At 62.1% G+C, this 23023-nt stretch carries 19 protein-coding genes; 6 read left to right on the top strand and 13 right to left on the bottom strand.

What is annotated here, in order from left to right:
• Positions 1 to 12: 12 nt before the first annotated feature.
• Positions 13 to 2811, top strand: a complete 2799-nt coding sequence (locus DYI22_RS06395; protein ID WP_323132878.1) for a DUF748 domain-containing protein — start codon at positions 13 to 15, stop codon at positions 2809 to 2811.
• Positions 2812 to 2830: 19 nt separating this feature from the next.
• Here the strand turns inward: DYI22_RS06395 and DYI22_RS06400 are convergent, their stop codons facing one another.
• Positions 2831 to 3607, bottom strand: a complete 777-nt coding sequence (locus DYI22_RS06400) for a transporter substrate-binding domain-containing protein (RefSeq protein ID WP_323132879.1) — start codon at positions 3605 to 3607, stop codon at positions 2831 to 2833.
• A gap of 168 nt (positions 3608 to 3775) precedes the next feature.
• On the opposite strand from DYI22_RS06400, the gene yfbR reads away from it, so the two are divergent.
• Positions 3776 to 4375 carry a 5'-deoxynucleotidase gene (gene yfbR / locus DYI22_RS06405; RefSeq protein WP_213477209.1) on the top strand — a complete coding sequence of 200 codons (600 nt, stop codon included), beginning with the start codon at positions 3776 to 3778 and terminating at the stop codon, positions 4373 to 4375.
• Between the two features lie 20 nt (positions 4376 to 4395).
• On the opposite strand, the gene DYI22_RS06410 is transcribed toward yfbR, so the two are convergent.
• Complete coding sequence (locus DYI22_RS06410; protein WP_213477210.1) at positions 4396 to 5430, bottom strand: SPFH domain-containing protein; 1035 nt, start codon at positions 5428 to 5430, stop codon at positions 4396 to 4398.
• Positions 5431 to 5435: 5 nt separating this feature from the next.
• Positions 5436 to 5891, bottom strand: a complete 456-nt coding sequence (locus tag DYI22_RS06415; protein ID WP_213477211.1) for an NfeD family protein — start codon at positions 5889 to 5891, stop codon at positions 5436 to 5438.
• A 177-nt stretch (positions 5892 to 6068) separates the two neighbouring features.
• Here DYI22_RS06415 and DYI22_RS06420 point away from each other — a divergent pair, with 177 nt between their 5' ends.
• Both DYI22_RS06420 and DYI22_RS06425 read left to right on the top strand, forming a co-directional pair.
• Positions 6069 to 6884, top strand: a complete 816-nt coding sequence (locus DYI22_RS06420; protein ID WP_213477212.1) for an SDR family NAD(P)-dependent oxidoreductase — start codon at positions 6069 to 6071, stop codon at positions 6882 to 6884.
• A 106-nt stretch (positions 6885 to 6990) separates the two neighbouring features.
• Entirely contained in the window at positions 6991 to 8100 is a 1110-nt protein-coding gene (locus DYI22_RS06425; RefSeq protein WP_213477213.1) for a GGDEF domain-containing protein, read from the top strand.
• Here DYI22_RS06425 and DYI22_RS06430 read toward each other — a convergent pair.
• On the bottom strand, positions 8045 to 8938 hold the full coding sequence (locus DYI22_RS06430) for a metal-dependent hydrolase (protein WP_213477214.1): 894 nt from the start codon (positions 8936 to 8938) through the stop codon (positions 8045 to 8047). The two genes, DYI22_RS06425 and DYI22_RS06430, sit on opposite strands and share 56 nt — an antisense overlap.
• A gap of 244 nt (positions 8939 to 9182) precedes the next feature.
• Between DYI22_RS06430 and DYI22_RS06435 the strand changes: the two genes are divergently transcribed.
• Positions 9183 to 10289, top strand: coding sequence for a helix-turn-helix domain-containing protein (locus DYI22_RS06435; RefSeq protein WP_213477215.1), 1107 nt, complete (start codon positions 9183 to 9185; stop codon positions 10287 to 10289).
• 382 nt (positions 10290 to 10671) lie between these two features.
• A complete protein-coding gene (locus DYI22_RS06440; protein WP_213477216.1) occupies positions 10672 to 11079 on the top strand; it encodes an NINE protein in 408 nt (135 codons plus the stop codon).
• Here the strand turns inward: DYI22_RS06440 and DYI22_RS06445 are convergent.
• The 9 genes from DYI22_RS06445 to DYI22_RS06485 form a co-directional block, all read right to left on the bottom strand.
• On the bottom strand, positions 11072 to 12445 hold the full coding sequence (locus DYI22_RS06445; protein WP_213477217.1) for a WS/DGAT/MGAT family O-acyltransferase: 1374 nt from the start codon (positions 12443 to 12445) through the stop codon (positions 11072 to 11074). The two genes, DYI22_RS06440 and DYI22_RS06445, sit on opposite strands and share 8 nt — an antisense overlap.
• 432 nt (positions 12446 to 12877) lie before the next feature.
• Complete coding sequence (gene nirD / locus DYI22_RS06450; RefSeq protein ID WP_213477218.1) at positions 12878 to 13246, bottom strand: nitrite reductase small subunit NirD; 369 nt, start codon at positions 13244 to 13246, stop codon at positions 12878 to 12880.
• Between the two features lie 161 nt (positions 13247 to 13407).
• Positions 13408 to 15924, bottom strand: a complete 2517-nt coding sequence (gene nirB / locus DYI22_RS06455; RefSeq protein WP_213477219.1) for a nitrite reductase large subunit NirB — start codon at positions 15922 to 15924, stop codon at positions 13408 to 13410.
• Positions 15925 to 15953: 29 nt separating this feature from the next.
• Positions 15954 to 17207: an NAD(P)/FAD-dependent oxidoreductase gene (locus tag DYI22_RS06460; protein WP_213477220.1), complete on the bottom strand. Its 1254-nt coding sequence runs from the start codon at positions 17205 to 17207 to the stop codon at positions 15954 to 15956.
• Between the two features lie 198 nt (positions 17208 to 17405).
• Entirely contained in the window at positions 17406 to 18296 is an 891-nt protein-coding gene (locus DYI22_RS06465; RefSeq protein ID WP_416234561.1) for an ABC transporter ATP-binding protein, read from the bottom strand.
• A gap of 56 nt (positions 18297 to 18352) precedes the next feature.
• Complete coding sequence (locus DYI22_RS06470) at positions 18353 to 19360, bottom strand: ABC transporter permease (RefSeq protein ID WP_213477222.1); 1008 nt, start codon at positions 19358 to 19360, stop codon at positions 18353 to 18355.
• Between the two features lie 22 nt (positions 19361 to 19382).
• Positions 19383 to 20753 carry a CmpA/NrtA family ABC transporter substrate-binding protein gene (locus tag DYI22_RS06475; protein ID WP_213477223.1) on the bottom strand — a complete coding sequence of 457 codons (1371 nt, stop codon included), beginning with the start codon at positions 20751 to 20753 and terminating at the stop codon, positions 19383 to 19385.
• Between the two features lie 236 nt (positions 20754 to 20989).
• Positions 20990 to 22219, bottom strand: coding sequence for a CmpA/NrtA family ABC transporter substrate-binding protein (locus DYI22_RS06480; protein WP_213477224.1), 1230 nt, complete (start codon positions 22217 to 22219; stop codon positions 20990 to 20992).
• A 29-nt stretch (positions 22220 to 22248) separates the two neighbouring features.
• Positions 22249 to 22869: an ANTAR domain-containing response regulator gene (locus DYI22_RS06485; protein ID WP_213477225.1), complete on the bottom strand. Its 621-nt coding sequence runs from the start codon at positions 22867 to 22869 to the stop codon at positions 22249 to 22251.
• Between the last annotated feature and the right edge of the window lie 154 nt (positions 22870 to 23023).

Raw genomic sequence — 23023 nt, forward strand, 5'->3', positions numbered from 1 at the left:
GGGAGCGCGGGCGTGGCCAAGACAAAAGCGGCAAAACCAATGTACCGGAGAATCTCGTTCTGGCTGGTGGTGCTGGTGGCGATTTATGCGCTGGCCGGGTTTCTGCTGTTGCCGTGGTGGCTGGAACGCGTGCTTCCGCAACAGCTGGAACAGCGCATGGGCTGGCAGGCCCGGATTGGCGACATCCGTACCAACCCGTTCCGCCTGAGCGTTGATGCCCGCGAGCTGAGCGCCGATGACCGCAGCGGTGAGAAAGTGCTGGGGTTTGACCGTTTGCACATGAACGTCGGCTTCTGGCGGCTGTTCACCGGGGTGATCGGGTTGCAGTCGGTTGAGCTTGACGAGCCGTTTATCCGTGCCGACCTGCTGGAGGATTACCGTGTCAATTTCGCCAGGGACTGGCAGCAGGCCAACAGCGACCAGCCCGCCGCCGACGCGGCCGACGAGCCCTCGCCCCCTCCCCGGCTCTATCTTGGGCAGCTGACCGTCTCTGGCGGCGAGCTGCTGTTTCGCGATTTCACCCAGTCGGAGCCGGCCAGCTTCCGCTTTGAACCGCTCGATCTGCAGTTGAGCGATCTGGCAACCTGGCAACGGGAGGGGGATCAGAGCAGTTACCAGTTGCAGGCGGCCCTGGGCGAGCAGACCCTGTCATGGCAAGGCGAGCTCAGTATTAACCCGCTCTATTCCCGCGGCATCCTGCGCATTGCTGATCTGGACCACGCCACCGTCGGACATTTCATCCGGCCCTATGTGCCGTACGACCTTCGGGGCGGCAACGTCACGATCAGCACCGGTTACGAATTGCGTGTGGAAGAGCAGCTGTTGCTGAGTACCTCGGACGGGGTGCTGGAACTGGAAAACCTGACACTGGCCACCGATGGCGATCGGGAGTCGGCGGCCCTGTCTACCGGCCGCCTGGCAGTTGATCAGATCCGTTTCGGGCTGACCCGCCGCACCGCCGACGTGGGGGTGGTCACCGTTGAAGGACTGGACCTGGCGGTGGAACGAAACGCCGATGGCGTCATTGACTGGCTGGCGCCCTGGCAACAGGCCAACGGGGAGGCGGATAACGCCGACGCTCCGCAAGACGACAGCGGCAGCGCCGCGTTCCAGTGGTCAGTGGCCGGTGTGGAGGTGACGGGCAGCCGCATCCTGTGGCGGGATCTGCAGCCGGATGCGCCGGTGGAACTGGCAGCCACCGAGCTGTCGCTGACCCTGGGGGCGCTCAGCGATGAGCTGGAAGAGCCGGTGGACTATCGCCTGCAGGGATCGCTGACCGAAGGCGGATCGCTGGGGGTGCAGGGACAATTGACTTTGCAGCCGTTTACCCTGGAGGCCGGGCTGAACGCCGCCACCATTGATCTGGCTGTGTTTGGCCCCTACATCCGGCAGCTGGCCAACCTGGAAATTCGCAGCGCCCGCCTGACCCTCGACGGCAATCTCGATCTGGATGGTCAGCAGGCGCCATTGACCGGAACCTTCAATGGCACCGGTGAGATTACCGGCCTTGATGTCACCCTGCCGGACTCCGACGAACCGCTGGTCAACTGGCAAACCCTGCGGTTGGCGCCGGTGGCCTACAACGTGCATCCGGCGCGGTTGGAGATCGGCACGGTGACCCTGAGTGAGCCGTCGGTTAACGTGGTGCGTGGGGACGACGGGCTTCACAACCTCGAACGTATCATCCGCGCCTCGGATGACAGCGACCCCCCGGAGGGGGGCGAAGACAGCGGCGAGCAGGAGTTCATTTTCCGTATTGAGCAGTTCCTGCTGGAAAACGGCGAAGTGTCTTATACCGACCGTGCCATTGAACCGGTGTTTACCACCCGGGTGAATTCACTCGCCGGATCGGTCAGTGGCCTCACCAACGTGTCGCCCCAGCAGGGCGAAGTGCAGGTGCGGGGGCGGATCAACGACCAGTCCGAACTGACCCTGAACGGCTCCCTGGGCACCCTGGGCACAGACGATGTCAGTGCCCTGACCCTCGGTTTGCAGGGCGCGTCGCTGCCCAATCTGTCGCCCTACTTCGGACGCTATCTGGGGTATGGGGTCGACAGTGGCAAGCTGGATGTGAACATGGACTATGAGATTACCGGCAGCCGCATTGAAGCCACCAACCTGATTGTGATGGACCGGCTGGAACTGGGGCAGCCGGTCACCAGTGACCAGGCGGTCAACGTGCCGGTGCGCCTGGGCCTGGCCCTGCTCCGGGACGGCGACGGGGTGATTGAAATCAATGTGCCGGTCAGTGGCGACCTTGACGATCCGGAGTTCAGCGTCGGTAAAGTGGCGATGCGGGCCTTTGTGAATATCCTCAGCAAGGCCGCCACCTCGCCGTTCAGTGTGCTGGGGTCGGTGGCGGAACTGGCGGGGTTGTCTGGCGAACAACTCAGCGAAGTACGGTTCGTGGCGGGAAAAACCGAGCTGGCGGACGGCGAGCGCGACAAGCTGGATGCCCTGGCGGGAGCGCTGAAAAAACGCCCGGCCCTGTTGCTCAATATTCGCGGCGGCGTGGCGCCGGACGCCGACGGACTGGCCCTGCTGCGGCAGCGGTTGACCGAGCAGCGCGGCGGCAGCCTGTCTGACGAAGAATGGGCCCAGGCCCGGGAAGCCTACCTGGCAGGCGAACGTTCACTGCCGCCGGAGGCGCTGGGCAATCTGGCCTCGGCGCGAGGCGCCTGGTTGCGGCAACAGCTGGCGGAAGACTACGGTGTTGATGAAGCCCAGCTGTTTCTGCTCGACCCCGAGCGCGACGCCAAAGCCGATGATCAGGGCCTGGTCGCGGTGCGCTTTGCCCTCGACGCCCGCTAGGAATCAGAGTTGATCGGGGTCAGGGTTGATAGGGTTCGGGTTGATAGGGAAACCCGGTCAGAAAGCCTGCTGGCAGCTGCAACCCCCACTTTTCCACCAGCCGACGATAGGTGCCGCTTCGCATCAACGGATCGAACAGCCGGATCATGTCGCTGGCGTTCACCGGGCCGTCCGTGCGGGTAATGATGGCCAGGCGGTACACCTGGTCCGGCTCGGCGGCAATCAGAAAGGTGTCCCAGTCCTGCGGGTTGCGTTCCAGGTGTTGCTGCAGGTAGGAGCGGCTGACAATGGCCACTTCGGCCACTGAAGGTCGGTCCGCCTTGATCAGGTTGATGTTGCGGCGGTGGCTGTCGGAGAATTCGATGTTGAAGCGTTTGTTCAGTTTCTCGGCGTCGATCTCGAAATCGACGAAACCGTAATGATAGCCCGACATTGCGACGATGCGCCGCTTGGTCAGGTCATCGAAGAAGCTCGGGTCGCGCCCCGGTTTTCGCAATGCCAGGTAGATTTCTTCATCGGTGAGAATGGGCATGGAAGCGTCGTGTTCGTGCTCATCCCAGCCCCACGCCGGGCTCTCGAAGAAGATCACGTCGTAGAGGCCGGCATTGAAATCCAGGTAGCGGCGTTTGGGTGAGGTGTGAATCACCTTGAAGCGCACCTGCGGGTTGGCCTCGTCCAGATGCTTCAGGGTATCGGCGAGCAGACCTGTGGCCTGGCCATCCGCCCCGATGCCGGCGATGGGCGGGAAATTGTAGACGCCCACCTTGATTTCCTGCACGCCTCCGTTGTCGGCCACCGCGAGCCCGGAAACGCCGAGCAGGAGGGCAAGAACGATGCATGTGAATGTGTGAACGAGTGACAAGGCGCAGTCCCGCGGGTTGGAAGTCTGAGCGTTCGTTCAGATTAACACCAGGGGATTCCGCTCAGAAACCGCCAATTTATAAACTTGTGCAAAACGGAGTGTATGAGTGTGAACCGAGCCCGCAGCCATTTCTTTGCCTACGTCTCCCGCCTGCGCTGGATCAAGCGCTGGGGGCTGATGCGCAACGCCATCGAAGAAAATGTCGCCACCCATTCCTGGGAGGTGGCGACCCTCGCCCATGCCCTGGCGTTGATTCGCAACCGCCATTTCGACGGCGCGGTGAATGCCGATCGCATTGCCGCCGCGGCGCTGTATCACGATGCCACCGAGGTCATCACCGGCGATCTGCCGACACCGGTCAAATACCATTCCCAGGTCATGCGGGAAGCGTTCGGTGACATTGAACACAAGGCCGAGGCGGAACTGTTGGCGCTGCTGCCTCCGGATCTGCGGGACGATTTCGCGCCCTATGTGCGGGAGTCGCAGCTGTCGGAGGAAGAAAAGGAGCTGATCAAGGCGGCGGACCGGCTGTCCGCGTTGCTGAAATGCGAAGCGGAAATGCGGGCGGGCAATACCGAATTTGAACCCGCCGCCGAGCAGATTGCCCGGCGGCTGGAGCAGGAGGGGTTACCGGAGATCGCCTATTTCATGGAGGTGTTTGCCCCCGGCTACCGGCAACCCCTGGACAACCTGCTGGGCTGAGGAGGCTCGATCAGCGCCCATCAGGCGCCGGCGGATGACCCCACCATGCCGCCACGCAGGCCGTCCCGTTGCAGCGACTGGCGCACGATGTCTTCGGGGCTGCCGGCCAGCTCCCGGAACATGCCCATGGAGCCGAGCAGCGCGGAGGATTCGTAGGGAACGAACACCCGCTCGCCGTCTTTGGCCATGTTCGGCAGCACCTTGATGTAGCTCTGGCCGAGCAGGTAGCCGATAACGGCTTGCTTGTTCTGCTCGGTTTCGCCCAGGGCGCTCAGTACCAGACGAATGGATTCCTGCTCACCCTGGGCTCGTAGAATGGCGGATTCCTTGTCGCCCTGGGCATTGAGAATGGCGGATTCGCGCTGGCCCTGGGCCATGGCAATGGCGGCGGATTTCTCGCCCTCGGCCTCGGTCACGGTGGCCCGGCGCTTACGCTCGGCGGCCATCTGCAGGCGCATGGCCTCTTCCACTTCCTCCGGCATGCTGATGTCCTGAACTTCCACGCGGGTCAGTTTGACCCCCCACTTCGACGCCGCCTCTTCCATTTCCGCCTGGATGGCGTTGTTCACTTCGCTGCGGGATTCGAACAGCTTGTCCAGCTCCATCTTGCCCACCACCGAACGCAAGGTGGTTTTCGCCAGTACTTCGACGGCCTGGCTCATGTTGGCCACCTCGTAAACGGCGCGGCGGGGGTCGATAATCTGGTAGTACAGCGCGCCGTTAATGTTCACCGTGACGTTATCGGTGGTCACCACCGGCTGGCCGGGAAAGTCCATGACGGTCTCGCGGCGGTCGATGCGGGTCTCGAAGCTGCTGCTGGGGTGGTACTCGTCGCCGATGCGCATGTAGCGGGTCATGGTGATGGCGCGGGGCCGCTCAATGAACGGGATGATGATGTTGACGCCGCTCTCCAGAATCCGGTTAAACGACCCCAGCCGTTCAATGACCATGACCTCGGACTGGCGCACGATCACCAGTCCTTTGGCAATAATGGCAATGCCGATAACAACCAGAACCAGGCTGATGACCAGCCCCGGTGAGAGAAATGCTTCCATACCTGTTACTCCGTGGGTTTTACGCGGTGAACAACGGCGGTGGTGCCGTCGAATTTTTCGAAGATGACTTCCGTGCCGGGCGCTGGCTCGGTGGTGTCGCGGTCACTGGTCCGCAGGCGGTAAAAGTCGCCGTTTACCTTGATGCCAATGGCGCCGTCGAATTCACGCCGTTCGCAGTAATAGCGACGGCCGTGCTCAACGCCGGTGCCGGTGGTGCCGTAGGCCACGCCTTTGGGTGAAAACCGCGGGCGGATCCAGCGGATGGCCACCGGAACCAGCAGGCCCGAAAACACGCCCATGCCGACCAGTTGCCACTCAAACGGGATGCCAAGGAACGCCAGCACGGCTGTCAGTGCCGCCGCCACGCCGAGCGCCAGCAAGACCAGTACGCCGGAGGTCAGTTCGGCAAGGCTGAGAACCAGCGCGAGGATCAGCCATAAGTGGGTGAGACTCCATTCCATACAAGCGGTGTCCGTAGTGATTGGTTGGAAAAAGCCGTGGCGATTGTAACACGCCTGTGCGGGTTGGCCTGAGTGCCCGCGGTAACAAACCTCTGATGCCATGGCGGGAACGCGAACAGCTGCTAGAGTAAATATTCTAAACAGCACCCGTTACAACATCGATAAGAGGCAAGGGCCATGAAAGATCTGAAGAACAAGGTTGCGGTTGTTACCGGCGCGGGCTCCGGCATTGGCCGTGCGCTGGCGAAAGCCCTGGCAGGCCGCGGCTGCCGCCTGGCGCTGTCAGACGTCAACGAGGCGGGGCTGGCGGAAACCGTCGCCGAGCTCAAGGGCGCTGACGTCAAAACCTACCCGCTGGATGTGTCGAACCGTGATGCCATCTACGCCCACGCCGCGCAGGTCGCCAAGGACTTCGGTCAGGTCAATCTGGTGATCAACAATGCTGGCGTGGCCCTCTCCGCCACGGTGCGCGAGATGACCGACGACGATTTCCAGTGGGTCATGGACATCGATTTCTGGGGCGTCGCCCACGGCACCCGGGCGTTCCTGCCCCACCTGATTGCCTCCGGCGACGGCCACGTGGTGAACATCTCCAGTGTGTTTGGCCTGATCGGCGTACCCAAGCAGAGTGCCTACAACGCCGCCAAGTTTGCGGTGCGGGGCTTCACCGAGTCACTGCGTCAGGAAATGAAGCTGGAAAACCAGCCCGTGGCTGTGAGCTGTGTGCACCCGGGCGGTATCCGCACCAACATTGCCAACGCCGCGCGCATGGGCAAGTCCGAGAACGGCGCCGCCCAACGCAAGGGCTTTGACAAGCTGGCGATGACCACGCCCGACAAGGCTGCGGACATTATCGTCAAAGGCATCCTCAAGAACGAATCGCGGATTCTGGTCGGGCCCGACGCCTGGGGCATCGATGCCGTCAACCGGTTGCTGGGTTCCGCCTACCAGCCCCTGGTGGAGCGCTTCTCCCGCAAGAATCTCTATGTCTGAGCCGCAATAGGCGCTGAGCGGGCCTGGCGGAGCATTCGGCCCGCTGTACATTTTACATACAGATTTATCGTTCTATACTGGCTGTTAATCTAGGGAAAGAGACAGCATGAACACACCACACGATTCCGACCTCGGGGCGACGCTGGAACGCAGTCGCTCGGGCCTTCGCGATAGTCACCGCCGCTCGCTGATGCGGCTCCTGTTCCTGATCACCGGCGCATCGCTGGGGGTGTTCGCCTGCCTGCAGGCCCTCAATGGGTTCTGGTGGGTGGCATTCAGTGAACTCTCCGCCAGCCTGCTGCTGTTTGTTGGCGTGTTTCGTCTGCGCACCAGCCCGTATCTGCAGCGCTGGATATACGGCTACCTCGTTACCCTGTTTGTGTTTTTTCTGGCCATCATGGTGTTTCCGGATGCCTCGGTGACGGCGTTTGTCTGGGTGCTGATGATGCCGGTGCTGGCATATCTGCTGCTGGGCAAGCGCGAGGGGCTGATTCTCAGCGCACCATTCATGCTGGTGGGCGCCGGTGTTTATTTTGTTCATCTGGGGCAGGTGAACAGTGCCTACCTGGTGATCGATCTGCTCAACATGGTGCTTTGCGGCGCCCTGATGCTGGCCTTTATCCACATGTACGAGATTCGGCGTGAGGAGGCGGAGCAGCGGCTGGTGGACCTGGCACAGACGGATTTCCTCACCGGCCTGGCCAACCGCAGCAGTTTCCAGAGCACCCTGGCGCGCACCATTGCCGAATGCGAGCGCAGTGGCAACGGGTTTGCACTGGTGATCATGGACATCGACCATTTCAAACTGGTCAACGACACCCTGGGCCACGACGCCGGGGATCATGTGCTCAGGGATATTGCCGAGAGCCTGGCCGAGCGGCTGCGCGGTACCGATTTCGTGGCGCGCCTGGGCGGGGAAGAATTCGGGCTGATCCTGCGGGACGTCAAATCGCCGGATGCCTACGAGCTGATGGACGAGCTGCGCCAACGTATCGCCGATCGCGAGCTGGTGTACGGCGAGGCCCGCATCCGCGTGACCGCTTCCTTCGGGATTGCCCAGTGGCCGGAGCACGGGCGCCAGGCGGAAACCCTGTTCCGCGTTGCCGACCGGTGCCTTTACAGCGGTAAAAACGCCGGCCGCAATCGCATTGCCCGCCCGCTTACTGCAGCGTCCGGCGATTACTCTTCTGATACTGCGGTGCAATGTACCCGTTGATCTGTTCCTTGAAACGGGCGATAAGTTCGCTGTTATCGTGATCCCAGGGGTGGAAGCCGGGCTTGAAGTATTCCAGCCAGGTTGGAATCAGGCTGGAGAACGTGCCGTTCTTACCCCACATGCGCCATAGCCCTCTGGCGCTGTCCTTCAGCGAGAAATGGCGGCGGTCGTTCAGCATCATCCGCGTGGTGAAGTAACTGGCCACCACCCCCAGCGCCGCGGTGCTGAACGCCAGGTAGAACGCCCGCTCGGCGTAGGTCCCGCCCACTTCCTGGAACACGTCGTAGGTCACCGCCTTGTGCTCGGTTTCCTCAATGGCGTGCCACATCCATAAAGGCCGCATGCTTTCATGCATGTCCTCGCGCACGTCACTGCGCTCCAGCAGCATGTCCGCCATCATCGCGGTGAGGTGTTCAAGGCCGCAGGTAATGGCCAACTGGTGGCGCTTCGGCAGCTTCTTGGCGATCCCCAGAATCACTTCCAGGTGCGCTTCCAGCTCCTCCACCGGCATGCCGCGGTCTCGCACATGCTGGTTCATGGCGTCGTGCTCCAGCGAATGCATCGCTTCCTGGCCAATGAAACCCCGTACCTCGGCCTTGAGCTTGGGATCGGTAATCCGGTCGCGGTAATAGCGCACCGAATCCACGAAGAACTGCTCCCCCTGCGGGAAAAGCACCGACAGCGCGTTCATGGTATGGCTGAGCAGGTGGCTGTTGTCCAGCCAGTACTGCGGTACCTGTTCACCGAACTCAAAGCCCATGCGCTGGGGCTTGATGGCCACGTTGTCCGGCGTCTGAGAAGCCGGTGCCCGGGATTCTGCGGTTTTTGTCCTCAGCATGTTCTCACTCCTCTGCGATAGAACGCTTTGGCGGATGTCATGGCTTCAGTGTGAGCAGGTCAACGGGGCATTTGAAGGCGAGAAAGGGACGGCCGTCGTTCAGGTTGGGACAGCTGACAGTGCCGCCGAACGGTTTCCATTGACTGGGATGACGGCGTCACCGGTGCTTCCAGCCCCAGTGTTGGCGGTGGATGCATCTGCTAGCATCAGGACATCGACTTCCTTTCGACAACAAGGACACACTATGGCCAACACCAGTCCGGACAAAGAACGACAGATGCTGGGGTTCTTCCTGGTGCCGGGCGTCTATATGCGGGTACTGGCGGAGACGGTGCGCCAGCTAGGCCATAACGACCGGCTGCTGTACGACGGCCTGAGCTTTACCGCGCAGGATTTGAAGGCGAACGATAGCCGCGTGTTCGTCACCGATGCGATTTTGATGGCCCAGCGGGCGCTGGATCTGGCCGGTAAGGACGGCCTCAGCCTGACGCTGGCGCGGGAGTTGCGCCTGACCATCCACGGCACCCTGGGCTTTGCCGCGCTCACCAGCCCCACCTTTGCCGACGCCCTGGACTCGGTGCGTCGCTACCTGCAGTTGCGGGCACCGTTTCTGAGCATGAGCCAGTCCGAAGCGGGCGATAAGGTGCTGGTGCAGCTACGCACCGAATTCGATGTGCCCGGCCTGTACCCGTTCCTGGCCGAGACCGTCAGCGCCACCCTGATCCTGCTGACTGAACAGCTGCTGGACCGGGACGACGCCGAAAAGCGGGGGTTTACCCTCACCGACGGCAAACTGCCGGGGGTTACGGTACACCTGAGCAGCCCGGCGCCGGAGTATTACCCGCGCTTTGCCTCGGCACTGCCGGTGCGTTTCGAATACGGCAAGCCGGAGGAAATGATGGTGTTCCCGAAGGAGCTGCTGAATGTACGCATGCGGCTGGCGGATGCGGACGCGTCGCGGATGGCCCGGGACCAGTGTGAATTCGAGCTGCAGAAGGCCCTGAAAGACCAGGGCGACATCACTCTGGCGATCCGCAACATGCTGCGAATGATGCCGGGGCCGCTGCCCTCGCTGGAAGACATGGCCGAGCGTTTCTGCGTGTCGTCACGGACACTGAAGCGGCGGTTGGCGGAGAAAGACACCTCCTACCGGGAGATTGTCGAGCTGGTGTTGAAAGACCGGGCCATTCAGCTGTTGCGGTACACCAACCAGTCGGTGAGCGAGATCGCCTACGAGCTGGGTTATGCGGACCTGTCGAATTTCAGCCGGGCGTTCCGCAAGTGGACCGGGAAGTCGGCCAGCGAGTTTCGCGAGGATGGTCCGGATCCTGCTCCGGAGCTTGGGCCCTGAGTTTGGGAGTTCTTGATCGCCGGGCCTTTGGCTTGGGAGCGTGGTCGCAGGGTGGTTACTTATTTTTTCTGAGAAAAAGAACTCGCTTCGCTCAGACACCTTTGTTCTCAGAAAAAATAAGTAACCACCCCACGCCCTAGTGACCCTGATGAGGGCCGTCCTGATTCATGATTTTTTGCCTTTTTTCCTTTGTTTTTACCGACTATGCCTCCATTGTTCGTCGGACGGGGGGTTGGATTATTTTTCCCGCCAGGAAAAAGGTGTCTGAGCGCAGCGAGTTCTTTTTCCCAAGGGAAAAATAATCCAACCCCCCGGCCACGCTCCAACCAAGGCAGGCTAGGTCAGTACAAGACCCCAACACCAAACCCACAAGGAAACCACCATGGAAGCCAGACCCGACACCCACAGCAAACTCTTCGGCTACCTGCTCTGGATCTTCGGGTTTCTCGGAGCCCATCGCTTTTACTATGGCAAGCCCATCACCGGCACCATTTGGTTCTTCACTCTGGGCTTGCTGTTCATCGGCTGGATTATTGACCTGTTCCTGATACCGGCGATGGATCGGGAGGCGGATCTGCGGTTCCGGGAGGGTGAGGTCAATTACAACATTGGCTGGCTGTTGTTGACCTTCACCGGGGTCTTCGGCCTGCACCGGATGTACATGGGCAAGTGGATTACCGGCATCATCTACCTGCTGACCGGTGGCCTGTTCCTGATTGGCGTGCTCTACGATTTCTGGACGTTGAACGGGCAGATCTCCGAACGCAATCGTGAGGTGAAGTTCAGCTGATCCCGGCCGCCACTTCCAGCTCCGCCAGACCCTCCTCCAGGTAATCCAGCATGCGCTGCAGACTGGGCAGGGTACGGCGGCAGCCAATCAAGCCGAACTCGATCTGGTCACGGTAGCTGGTCAGGGTCATGTTCAGCGCCAGGCGGTCCATGGCGATGGACACCGGGTACATGCCCTCCAGACGGGCGCCGTTCCAGTATCGCTCCTCCGCGGGGCCCGGCACGTTGGAGATGACCACGTTGAAGGTCTGCCATTTCGGCGCCAGCCCGGTGAGCAGGTTGAACGCCGCCGGCGCCAGGGCCAGGGCGGTGTAATTGAGGATTTCTTCCGGCGACATGCTGGCGTAGCGGTCCTTGGCCAGTTTCACGTCGTGGTGGATGTGCAGCAGCCGGTCCGCCGGGTCGCTCAGATGGGTGCCCAGTGATGCCAGAATGATACCCACCTGATTGCCCTCTTCACTGTCATCCCGCCGCAGCGACACCGGCACCATGGCAATCAGCGGTTGCGCTGGCAGCGCGTCCTGGTTCATCAGGTAGGTGCGCAAGGCACTGGCACACATCGCCATCACCACATCATTGACCGTGGTGCCATAGGCCTCGCACACGGCGCGGATGCGCTTCAGGCAGTAGGATTCCGCAGCGAAGCGGCGCGAGCCGGTGATTTTCTCGTTCAACAGGCTGCGCGGCGCGTGGAAGATCGACTTGTAGGCCGGGTCCTTGCGGGCCTGGTTGATGGTTTTCATCAGCTCCCGGGCCACCGTGGGCACCGTGCCCAGCTGCTTGCCCGACTCCCCGATCAGGTGGCCCAGAGTGTGCCACACCGAGGCTCGACCGCCTTCCTCCTCACGCCGGTTTGCGCGTGGTGGCAGCGCCCAGATCGGCGGCATGTCCCGTTGCGCCGGGTCCGCCGACAGCATCCGCTGGGCCATGCGCATGGCCGATACGCCGTCCACCAGGGAGTGATGCACCTTGGTGTAGACCGCGAACTGGCGGTCCCGAAGGCCCTCGATCAGGTGGAACTCCCACAGCGGACGCTCGCGATCCATCAGGTGGGAGTGTTCGGCGGAGACAAACGCCAGCAGCTCCCGCACCCGGCCGGGGGTGGGCAGCGCCTCGAACCGGAAATGGTGCTCCAGATCCAGGTGGTCGTCGTGCACCCACACCGGCTGGGTGAAGCGGCTGTCCAGGCGCCGGTCGAAGGGCGGCGTCACCCGGGTGTGGTGGCGCAGGGCCTCCGCCAGTTGCGCCACGTAGTCATCGGGTGCGTCCTGCGGAAATGAAAACAGTTGCAGGCCGCCCACGTGCATGGGTTGCTGGCGTTTTTCCAGCCAGAGGAACAGTTGGTCGGCGGGGCTGAGCGGTTTCAAAATGCATCCTTGTTTACAACAGTGTGGTGATAGTAACCCACCAGGTTGGCGACGCAATTGACTTTTCAGCGGTGCTGACCCTGATACGGGGTCAGGTCTGAATGAGTAGATCTTGCGTAGTTTTTAGTCCAGTTTAAGTCATAAGTTCATATAAACCGCCAGGAGGGTCCGTTGTGTCAAAGGTTGCAGCTGCGACGGTGACCTTGACGTTCTTACCGGCGTTGACGGTTTTTGTGTTGCAGTGGCGGGAGCGGCGTTCTTCCGCTTCTGAGTCTGGTTAGCGGCCTTTCGGACTTGGGAGCTGACGCCGCTCCGGAGGTCGGACTATTTTTCTTCTGGAAAAAGAACTCGCTTCGCTCAGACACCTTTTTCCTGACAGAAAAACATCCCCACCCCCGAATCGGCTCGTTCTGACTGCCGGTTGGGCCGCTTTTAGGCTGCGGCGGTTTCCTGCTTGTTCTTCGGGACTTCCAGTCGGATCTGGTCGCCGTCCAGAAGCACGGGGTAGGTTTTGATCTTGACCGTTTCATCCTCCAGGCATTGGCCGGTGATCAGGCTGAAATGTTGTTTGTACAATGGGGAGGCCACCACTGGTTCGCCCTTGATGTCTCCGGTAATACCCCGGGCCAGGACGTTTGAGCCGCTGAACGGATCGGTGTGGCTGATCGCAAACAACGCCGGCAGCCGGTGCGGTAGGTAAAACACCGCCACCGGCCCGTCTGCGGTCCACACGGCGACGCCGGATTCCGCCACCAGATCCTCCACCTTACAAACGCAATCCCAAGTAGTACGAGCTTTCATAAACAGTCTCCAACGTATCTTTTGATATCTCTGTACGGTCACGCGAGTGAGGGGTATGGGGGGTATTTTTCTGTCAGGAAAAAGGTGTCTGAGCGAAGCGAGTTCTTTTTCCAGAAGAAAAATACCCCCCGTGCCCCTCGCTCATCCCCTCAACCAGCAGGCTACAAAGCAGCCTCAGACTCCAAAACCGGCCGCCGCTGATCCCGCTCGGTGGTCCACTGCTGCACCGGGTCGGTCTTTTCTGGAGCGTTCACAAACTCCCGGAACCGCTTGCGTTTCTCCGGGTCTTCCACCGCCGTTTTCCACTCGCATTGGTAAGTGCCCACCAAGGATTCCATGTGCTCTTCCAGTTCCTGGCCAAGGCCGAGGCTGTCTTCCAGAACCACCTGTTTGAGGTAATCCAGGCCGCCCTCCAGGTTCTCCATCCACACACTGGTGCGCTGGAGCCGGTCGGCGGTGCGCACATAGAACATCAACACCCGGTCGATGGTGCGGATCAGCTCCTCGTCGGACAGATCGGTGGCGAACAGGTCGGCGTGTCGCGGGCGCATGCCGCCGTTGCCGCACACGTACAGGTTCCAGCCGTTTTCGGTGGCGATCACGCCGATGTCCTTGCTCTGGGCTTCGGCGCATTCGCGGGTGCAGCCGGAAACCGCCATCTTCACTTTGTGGGGCGCGCGCAGGCCCTTGTAGCGGTTCTCCAGGAAGATCGCCATGCCCACGCTGTCCTGCACGCCGTAGCGGCACCAGGTACTGCCCACGCAGGATTTCACCGTGCGCAGGGACTTGCCGTAGGCGTGGCCGGTCTCGAAGCCGGCGGCGATGAGTTTTTCCCAGATCGCCGGCAGCTCGCTCAGGGTGGCGCCGAACAGGTCGACCCGCTGGCCGCCGGTGATCTTGGTGTACAGGTTGTACTCGTTGGCCACTTCGCCCAGCACGATGAGCTTGTCCGGGGTGATTTCACCGCCGGGGATGCGTGGCACGATGGAATAGGTGCCGTTTTTCTGCATGTTGGCCATGAAGGTGTCGTTGGTGTCCTGCAGCGGCACGTGGTCAGTGGCCAGGATGTGCTCGTTCCAGCAGGTGGCGAGGATCGACGCCACCGTGGGCTTGCAGATGTCGCAGCCGTGGCCCTTGCCATGGTCGCGGATCAGCGTGCGGAAGGTGCGGATACCGTTCACCTTCACCAGGTGGAACAGCTCCTGGCGGCTGTAGGGAAAGTGTTCGCACAGGTCCTTGCTGACCTCCACGCCGCGTTTTTCCAGTTCGTTGTCCACCACGTTCTTCAGCAGCGCGGCGCAGCCGCCACAGCCGGTGCTGGCCTTGGTTTCGCCTTTCACGCTGGCGAGATCGCTGCAGCCGGCGTCAATGGCGCCGCAGATGTCGCCCTTGGTGACGTTGTGGCAGGAGCAGATCGAGGCGGTTTCCGGCAACGCGTCCGGGCCCAGTGCCGGGGCGCCGCCCTGGCTTTCCGGCAGGATCAGGGTTTCCGGGTTGTCCGGCAGGGTGATGCCGTTTAGGGCGTACTGCAGCAGGGTGTCGTAGTGGCTGTTGTCGCCCACCAGGATGGCACCGAGCAGGGTTTTGCCGTCGTCGCTGATCACCATGCGGCGGTAATGGCCGGCTTTCTCGTCGTTAAATCGGATGTTGCGGGCGCCCGGTGTCTGGCCGTGGGCGTCGCCGATGGAACCCACGTCCACACCCAGCAGTTTGAGTTTGGTGCTCATGTCGGCGCCGGTAAAGGCAGCTTCTTGATCACCGTTGAGAGTGGCCGCCAGGGTGCGAGCCATGGTGTAGCCGGGGGCCACCAGGCCGAAAATGCGCTCGCTCCACAGGGCGCACTCACCAATGGCATGAATGTGCGGATCGGAGGTGGTGCATTGATCGTTGATCACGATGCCGCCGCGCTCGCCGATGTCCAGCCCGCTGGCGCGGGCCAGGGTGTCCTGGGGGCGGATACCGGCGGAGAATACGATCAGGTCGGTTTCCAGATGGCTGTCATCGCTGAAGTTCATGCGCAGGCGGGCGGACTCGCCGTCGACGATCTCGATGGTGGCCTTCTCGGTGTGCACCTGCACGCCCAGCTCCTCGATCTTGCGCCTAAGCAGGGCGCCGCCGTCGGCATCGAGCTGCACCGGCATCAGGCGCGGCGCGAATTCCACCACGTGGGCGTCCACACCCAGACTCTTCAGGGCGTTGGCGGCCTCCAGCCCCAGCAGGCCGCCGCCCACCACCACGCCGGTTTTGACGCCGTCGGCACTGGCACGGATGCGGTCGAGGTCTTCCAGGGTGCGGTACACCAGGCAGTGGGGGTGCTCGTTGCCCTTGATCGGCGGTACGAAGGGGTAGGAGCCGGTGGCCAGCACCAGTTCGTCATAACGGTAGTTGCCCAGGGGCGTGGTGATGGTCTTCTGGTCGCGATCAATGGCGGTGACCTGCTCGCCCAGATGCAGGTCGATGCGGTTCTCGGCGTACCATTGCGCGGTGCCCATGGCCAGGTCGGCGTGGGTGGAGCCGCCGAAATACTCGGACAGGTGCACGCGGTCGTAGGCCAGCAGCTTTTCCTCGCCGAAGACCTTGATGTCAAAGCGCTCGGCGGCTGCGGTGGCGATCAGTTGTTCCAGGAAATGGTGGCCTACCATGCCGTTGCCAATCACGATCAGGGTTTGCTTGTTCATGGGTGTTCCTCTCTCTTGCACCGGCGCCATCACGCGGCGTCGCAGTAAGGTTTGCCAAAGGCCAGATGGGCCCGGTAGGCGCTGATGTCATCGCCTTGTTGAATGCGTTCGCTGTACCAGGGGCCGTTGGTGGTTTCGCCGAACAGCACCGCGCCGGTCAGGCGCTGGTCGCGAACCAGCAGCCGGCAATAGTGTCGGGTTTCATGGTCCTGCCAGATCACCGATTCGGTGTCGCCGTCCGGCTGGGTCTGGCCGCAGGAAAATATGGGAATGCCGCTGATTTTCAGGCGTGTAGCTATCACTGCAGGCTCGAACGCGGCGGTGCTGGTGTTGTCACACAGCGCCTGTGCCAGCACCTCGGCCTGCTGATACCCGGGTTCCACCAGCCCGAAGGTGTGCTCGCCCACCTGGCAGCATTCGCCAAGAGCAAAAATGGCCGGGTCGCTGGTTTGCAGCCGGGAATCGACGACAATGGCGCGGTCGCAGGCCAGGCCGGCGGTATCGGCCAGAGCGATGTTGGGGCTGATGCCGGCGGCAATCACCACCAGGTCGGTGCTGATGAGGGTTTCGTCGTCCAGTTGAACCGCGCGCACCGAATCCCGCCCCAGCAGCGCCGCCGGCGATGTGCGGGTGCGGATGGTCAGCCCCCGCTCGGTCAGCGCCGTTTCCAGCAGGGCACCCCCGGTGGAATCCAGCTGGCGGTTCAGCAGATGACTGCTGCGATGCAGCACGGTCACGGCCATGCCCCTGCTACGCAGCCCTTCGGCGGCTTCCAGACCGAGAAAGCCGCCGCCGATGACCACCGCGCGACGATGGCGCTGGCTGATATCAATGAGTTTGCGGGTGTCCCGCAGGTCGCGGAAGCCCACCACGCCCGCCAGGTCCTCACCGTCAATGCCGAGACGGGCGGATCGGGAGCCGGTGGCGATCACCAGGCTCGAGTAGCACTGGACCCGTCCGCCGGCGGTGACGACCGTGTTGTTGTCGCGGTCGATCGCGGTCACCGGGTCGCCCTGGTGTACCTCGATGTTGTGCCTGTGATACCACTCGGGCGCTTGCAGGCACAGGCTGTCTTCACTGGCGTCGCCGGCAAGCAACGCCGACAGCTGAATGCGGTTGTAGGCCGGGCAGGCTTCGCCGTTGAACACCACGATACGCCCGAACGGCTGGCGCGGTTGCGCCACCAGTCTTTCCAGCAGGCGTTGCGCCACCATGCCGTGGCCGCAGACAACCAGGGTGTTCTCGGACGGGGTGGTCAAAGAGTTATGCCCTGCGGTGGTCATGTTCGCTGTCCTTTCCCGGCGTGATTCCAGCCCAACAAAAAAAGCCGGACATCTCCTCCCCGAAGGGACTCGATGGTCCGGCACCAATGCCAACAACAATGATCTGATGGTCCGGCCGATCCATGGCCGGGACATTCTTCCCTGTTTCTACTGTTGCTAACTCCGTGCCAGTTTCACGAAGTCAACGTAAACAATGGCTTAGGCGTTCTCCTCCGCAGGCTGAGCGAGCGCTGTGCGCCCGGACGGGGCGGCGTGCACCGTGAAGGTGCCGGCGTCGCCGTCCGCTTCCTCCGTGGCGCTGTCGGCACCGGGCTCGGTCCGGGGCGGCGTCTGCTTGGCGGGGAAGCTCTGCTTCTCATAGAGGAACGACAACACCGCCTGGCGGTAGTGCACGTACTCGGGATGATCCGCCAGGGCTACGCGGTTGCGGGGTCGGGGCAGCTTGATGTGCAGCTCCTCACCGACGGTGGCTGCGGGCCCGTTGGTCATCATCACGATGCGGTCTGACAACAGCACCGCTTCATCCACATCGTGGGTAATCATGATCACCGTGCTGTTCAGATCCTGCTGGATCTCCATCAGTGAATCCTGCAGGTGCGCCCGGGTCAGCGCATCCAGCGCGCCGAAGGGTTCGTCCATCAGCAGCACGCTGGGTTTCATCGCCAGCGCCCGGGCAATACCCACCCGCTGTGCCATGCCACCGGAAATCTCGCCGGGTCGCTTGTCCAGGGCGTGCCCCATGTTCACCAGGTTCAGGTTATGCAGTATCCAGTCGCGGCGCTCGGCTTTGCTCATGGACTTGCGGAACACCTGCTGCACCGCCAGTTCGACGTTCTCGTAAACGGTCAGCCAGGGCATCAGCGAATGGTTCTGGAATACCACCGCGCGCTCCGGCCCCGGGGTATTGACCTCATGGCCGTCCAGCACACAGCCGCCGCGGGTGGCCTGCAGCAGCCCGGCGACAATGTTCAGTACGGTGGATTTACCGCAGCCGGAATGCCCGATCAGGGATACAAACTCCCCCTTGCGGATCTTCAGATCCACATTCTCCAGTGCGATGAACGGCCCGGTCGGGGTGTCGAAGGCCATTTGAACGTTGGTTAGTTCGAGATGGGGCTTGCTCATAGCTGTTTCCTCAACTGACATTATTCGTTCCAGGCCACTTTCTTCTGCACCAGCAGCATGATGCGATCCAGCAGAAAGCCGATAAAGCCGATGGCCAGTACCGCCACCATGATCCGGCTCAGGGACTGGCTGCTGCCGTTCTGGAACTCATCCCACACGAACTTGCCCAGCCCCGGACTCTGGGCCAGCATCTCGGCGGCGATCAGTACCATCCAGGCAATGCCCAGCGACACCCGCAGGCCGGTGAAGATCATCGGGATCGACGACGGCAGCACCACCTTGCGAACGTGAGTCCAGAACGACAGCTGCAACACCTTGGAGACGTTCAGCAGGTCCGGATTGACCGCCGCCACGCCCACGCTGGTGTTGATCAGGGTGGGCCACAGGCTGCACAGGGTCACGGTGATCATCGAGGTCAGGAATGACTTCTCGAACATCGGGTCGTCGCTGACGTAGGTGGCGGACACCACCATGGTGACCAGCGGCAGCCACGCCAGCGGCGACACCGGCTTGAAGATCTGGATCAGCGGATTGACGGCCGCCGAGAAGTGTCGGTTCAGCCCGATGATGATGCCGAGTGGTACCGCGATCACGGTGGCCAGCATAAACCCGGCCAGCACCGTGCCCAGGCTGGTGACGATCTGATCAAGGAACGTCGGTGCGCCGGGATAGTCGCGGATCTTCACCTCCGCCTCGGGATTCTCCGCCAGAATGCGTTCGTTGCGCTGTTCCTGCATGGTGACGAATTTTGCTGCCCGATCGCGCTGATCACTGTGCTCCTGCCACAGCTGGCCGGATTGCTCCAGCACCTGGGCCGGCCCCGGAAAGGCCCCAAGGGAGGTCTCCACCTGGGGCGCCGCCAGATGCCAGAAACCCAGGAACAGCAGGATACCGATGGCCGGCAACAGCAGCTGGCGGGCGGTGCTGGCCAGGTTGCGCGCGGTCAGTTTGTCGCTGACGGCGCGCAGCCATTGCTGGGCCTGGGCCAGCGGGCGGCTTGGATTGTGGGTCTGATTGAACGTGGTCATGTGATGTCTCCTGCCCCCGGTTTCAGGGGGTTTCTGATCCTTTCAGGCCGATCTCGAAGCTGTCGATGTAGGCGTTCGGCTCCCTTGGGGTAAACGCCACGCCGTCGATCAGTTCGCCCTGGAAGGGGCGGACGAAATTCTCGCCCTCAAGGTCCGGGAAGTCCTCGGCACTGAGGGTGCCATCGGCGATCAGCGAGCGGGCGGCTTCGGCGTAGATGTCGGCGCGGTAGACCTTGGCGGCCGTCTCCATGTACCAGTCATCGGACTTGGGTTCCGCAATCTGGCCCCAGCGGCGCATCTGGCTGAGATACCAGATGGCGTCGGACGGGTACGGGTAGGTGGCGAAATGACGGAAGAACACGTTGAAATCCGGTACCTCACGCACGTCGCCTTTCTCATACTCGAAGGTGCCGGTCATCGAGTTGGCGATGACTTCCTCATCGGCCCCCACGTAGCTGGAGCGGGCCAGGATCTTGACCGCTTCCGCGCGGTTGGCATTGTCATTCTCGTCGAGCCAGTGGGCCGCACGGATCAGGGCCCGCAACAGACGCAGGTGGGTATTGGGGTACTGCTCGGCCCAGTCTTCGGTCACCCCGAACACTTTTTCCGGGTTGTTGGGCCAGATCTCGTAATCGGTGATCACCGGCACGCCGATGCCCTTGAACACCGCCTGCTGATTCCACGGCTCACCCACGCAATAGCCCTGGATGGTGCCGGCCTCCATGGTCGCTGGCATCTGCGGTGGTGGCGTGACGGACAGATGCACATCCGCCTTCAGGGTGCCGCTGGTGTCGCCGCGCTGGGGGGCGTAGAAACCCGGGTTCAGGCCACCGGCGGCCAGCCAGTAGCGCAGCTCGTAATTGTGGGTGGAGACCGGGAACACCATGCCCATGCGGAAGCGTTCGCCGTTGTCGCGGTAGTGTTCGATGACCGGTTTGAGGGCGGCGGCACTGATGGGGTGGGCCGGCTGGCCGTCGGCGTTATCGTCGATGTGCGGGCGCATCTGCTCCCACACATCGTTGGAGACGGTGATGCCGTTGCCGTTCAGGTCCATACTGAAGGCGGTGATGATGTCGGCCTGGGTGCCGTAGCCGATGGTTGCGCCCAGCGGCTGGCCCGCGAGCATGTGGGCCCCGTCCAGGGAGCCGGTGACCACGCCATCCAGCAGCACTTTCCAGTTGGCCTGGGCTTCCAGCTCCACAAACAACCCTTCATCCATGAAGAAGCCCTGCTCCCACGCGATGGCCAGGGGAGCCATATCCGTGAGCTTGATAAAGCCCAGTTTCAGGTCTGGTTTCTCCGCCGGTCCGATCTCGGCCTGGGCAGTCGCGGCGCCGGCCAGCAGCAGGGTGGAGGCGGTCAGTACTCTGATTATCGTTAGTCCGGATGTCATGGGTGTCTCCTGACGTTGTTCAGTCCCAAAAAAAACGCCTGCTACCCTGGGGAGGGGAGCAGGCGCCTGTGCCTGGGAATGGAATTTGTGATCTGGGTGGTGAACGTTGCCTGTCGTTGGCTCTGTCTCTGCAGGCCCTGTGCCAGTTTTCCATCATTATGAAATTAAAGGGTATTTCGTTTTTCCGGTCTGAGTGCTGCGGGAGGATGGCCGGTATTCGGAGCAATTTTGGTGCGTCAGGCCTCATTTGCGGGCAGCGATGAGGCGGGCCCGTCGCACCGCCAGTCGTGACGCTGGTCGCCCAACAGATAGTCGCCAGCGACGTTCACCGGACCGAACTGGCCGTTGAGAACAAACGGGCGCTGGTGCTGCCCTTCGGTCTTGCTGTCGATCACCGGTGTGTCGATACCCAGCGAGCCCGCGGCGTCGCGGAAAATATCGGGGCGGACAATGTCCCGCAGCGCGTCATTGTCGATGCTGTCCAGCTGCCGATGGGCGATCAGTCGCGTAGCCAGCCAGTGGGCCTGCGACAGCCATGGGAAATTGGCGGAGTGACGGAAGAAATGCTGGTGCAGCCCGGGATGAAACGGAGTGCGGCCGTCGGAATGCAGGGGAAACTGCTCACCGATGTTGCGGTCGAAGTATTCTCCAAGGTATTCCGGCTGCGACAGAATCTGCGCCAGCATGGCGTGGTTGTCGCTGCAGTCCAGCCAGCGGCAGGCCACAAGCAGGGCGCGGATCAGATGGCGATGCATCTCCTGGTGCTGAGCGGCCCAGTCGCTGCGAACCCCGACAACCTTCTCCGGTGCGTTCTGCCAGATCTGGTGACCAGAATGCAGGATGTGCCCGAGCCTGCGGCGTTCCAGCACACTGTTCCACGGCTCGCCCACGCAGCAGCCCTCAATGGCGCCGCTTTGCAGCGCGTCCATCATCTGCACCGGTGATACCGGAATGATGTGAAAATCCTGGCCATGGATGGCGCCGGCGGAATCCAGCCAGTCCCTTAACTGCAGGTCGTGGCTGGACCAGGGCGCCACCGAGGCCAGGCGTATCGGTTGCTGGCGCTGGCGCGCCACGGCCACCAGGGCGCGGGCGGTTTCGATGGGTTTCAGCAGGTTGGCGTTCGTCTGCAAAATGCGGTCAAACAGGTGGTTGCCGAGGGTGATACCGTTACCGTTGCGGCTCAGCACCATGGCGGACGTGATCGGGATCCGCGGGCGGTCGCTGGCGAGGGACATGCTCAGGGGCATCGGTGCCAGCATCTGGCCGCCCTCCAGCAAGCCGAAGCTGACCTTGTCCCGCAGGGACGCCCAGGAACTCTCCCGCACCAACTCCACCCGCAGTCCTTCGGCTTCAAACAGACCCAGTTCTTCGGCCATGATCAGCGGCGCGCTGTCCAGCAGCGGCACGAATCCCAGCCGCAGGTGGAAACCGGAGCGTGGATGGAGGGGCGTGGGGGTGACCATGGTTTCAGTGACCTCGTTGCCGCATTACGTTAGCCGGCCTGGCGGACGGCCACAGTGTCTGCGGGCTCGCCAATCAGGGTGATGATGCGTCTGGCCATGTCCGATAGCCGCTCGCTGTGGTCCATGGCGGTAGAGCGCAGGATCTGGAACGCAGTGTTCTCGTCACAGCCCTCCCGTTTCATGATCAGTCCCTTGGCCCGTTCGATGATCTTGCGGTCTTCCAGTGCGCTGCGGGTCTGCGCGAGTTCGGCGCGCAGGGCCTGGAAGGATTCGAACTGGGCAATGGCGGAATCAATAATGGAGCGGACACTGTCCGGCTTGACACCATCCACCACGTAAGCGCTGACACCGGCGCGCACCGCCGCCTGAATGGTGGCGCGATCCCCGGGTTCATCGGCGAAGAACACGATAGGCCTGGGGGCATGATCATTCAGGGTGCTCATGTTTTCCAGGGTGTCGCGATCGGGTGATTCCATATCGATGATCACCATGTCCGGCTGGTCGCGGGCGACGGCGGCGGTCAGACCCGTGGCGTCGGGACGCTGGCGAATGACTTCGTGACCACTGTGGGTCAACGCAGCGCAGACCTGGCTGGCCCGCTGCGGGTTGTTGTCGATCAGCAGTATGCGTAGTGACTCTGATGACTGCATGGTGTTCCCTCAAATTCCCAATTCGTATGGGTTCGCTGGAGCAAAATGTCTGCCATTGGTGCTGAATAGCGGTAAAACAGGGATTTAGATGCTTTTTTACGGGCTTCAGCGCCCCTGGAAAGGTGCCTGGCGTGCGTCGCCCCGGTGCGCTGAT

Origin of the sequence: Marinobacter lipolyticus, assembly GCF_018424605.1 — a bacterium.
GTDB lineage: Bacteria > Pseudomonadota > Gammaproteobacteria > Pseudomonadales > Oleiphilaceae > Marinobacter > Marinobacter lipolyticus_B.

Bases quoted from the DNA above. Each gene is read 5' to 3' on its own strand.
- nirD (WP_213477218.1), bottom strand. From the start codon at position 13,246: ATGAAAGCTCGTACTACTTGGGATTGCGTTTGTAAGGTGGAGGATCTG.
- DYI22_RS06430 (WP_213477214.1), bottom strand. From the start codon at position 8,938: ATGCTGAGGACAAAAACCGCAGAATCCCGGGCACCGGCTTCTCAGACG.
- DYI22_RS06410 (WP_213477210.1), bottom strand. From the start codon at position 5,430: ATGGAAGCATTTCTCTCACCGGGGCTGGTCATCAGCCTGGTTCTGGTT.
- DYI22_RS06440 (WP_213477216.1), top strand. From the start codon at position 10,672: ATGGAAGCCAGACCCGACACCCACAGCAAACTCTTCGGCTACCTGCTC.
- DYI22_RS06475 (WP_213477223.1), bottom strand. From the start codon at position 20,753: ATGACATCCGGACTAACGATAATCAGAGTACTGACCGCCTCCACCCTG.
- DYI22_RS06415 (WP_213477211.1), bottom strand. From the start codon at position 5,891: ATGGAATGGAGTCTCACCCACTTATGGCTGATCCTCGCGCTGGTTCTC.
- DYI22_RS06425 (WP_213477213.1), top strand. From the start codon at position 6,991: ATGAACACACCACACGATTCCGACCTCGGGGCGACGCTGGAACGCAGT.
- DYI22_RS06480 (WP_213477224.1), bottom strand. From the start codon at position 22,219: ATGGTCACCCCCACGCCCCTCCATCCACGCTCCGGTTTCCACCTGCGG.
- DYI22_RS06435 (WP_213477215.1), top strand. From the start codon at position 9,183: ATGGCCAACACCAGTCCGGACAAAGAACGACAGATGCTGGGGTTCTTC.
- DYI22_RS06470 (WP_213477222.1), bottom strand. From the start codon at position 19,360: ATGACCACGTTCAATCAGACCCACAATCCAAGCCGCCCGCTGGCCCAG.
- yfbR (WP_213477209.1), top strand. From the start codon at position 3,776: ATGAGTGTGAACCGAGCCCGCAGCCATTTCTTTGCCTACGTCTCCCGC.
- DYI22_RS06465 (WP_416234561.1), bottom strand. From the start codon at position 18,296: ATGGCCTTCGACACCCCGACCGGGCCGTTCATCGCACTGGAGAATGTG.
- DYI22_RS06460 (WP_213477220.1), bottom strand. From the start codon at position 17,207: ATGACCACCGCAGGGCATAACTCTTTGACCACCCCGTCCGAGAACACC.
- nirB (WP_213477219.1), bottom strand. From the start codon at position 15,924: ATGAACAAGCAAACCCTGATCGTGATTGGCAACGGCATGGTAGGCCAC.
- DYI22_RS06420 (WP_213477212.1), top strand. From the start codon at position 6,069: ATGAAAGATCTGAAGAACAAGGTTGCGGTTGTTACCGGCGCGGGCTCC.
- DYI22_RS06485 (WP_213477225.1), bottom strand. From the start codon at position 22,869: ATGCAGTCATCAGAGTCACTACGCATACTGCTGATCGACAACAACCCG.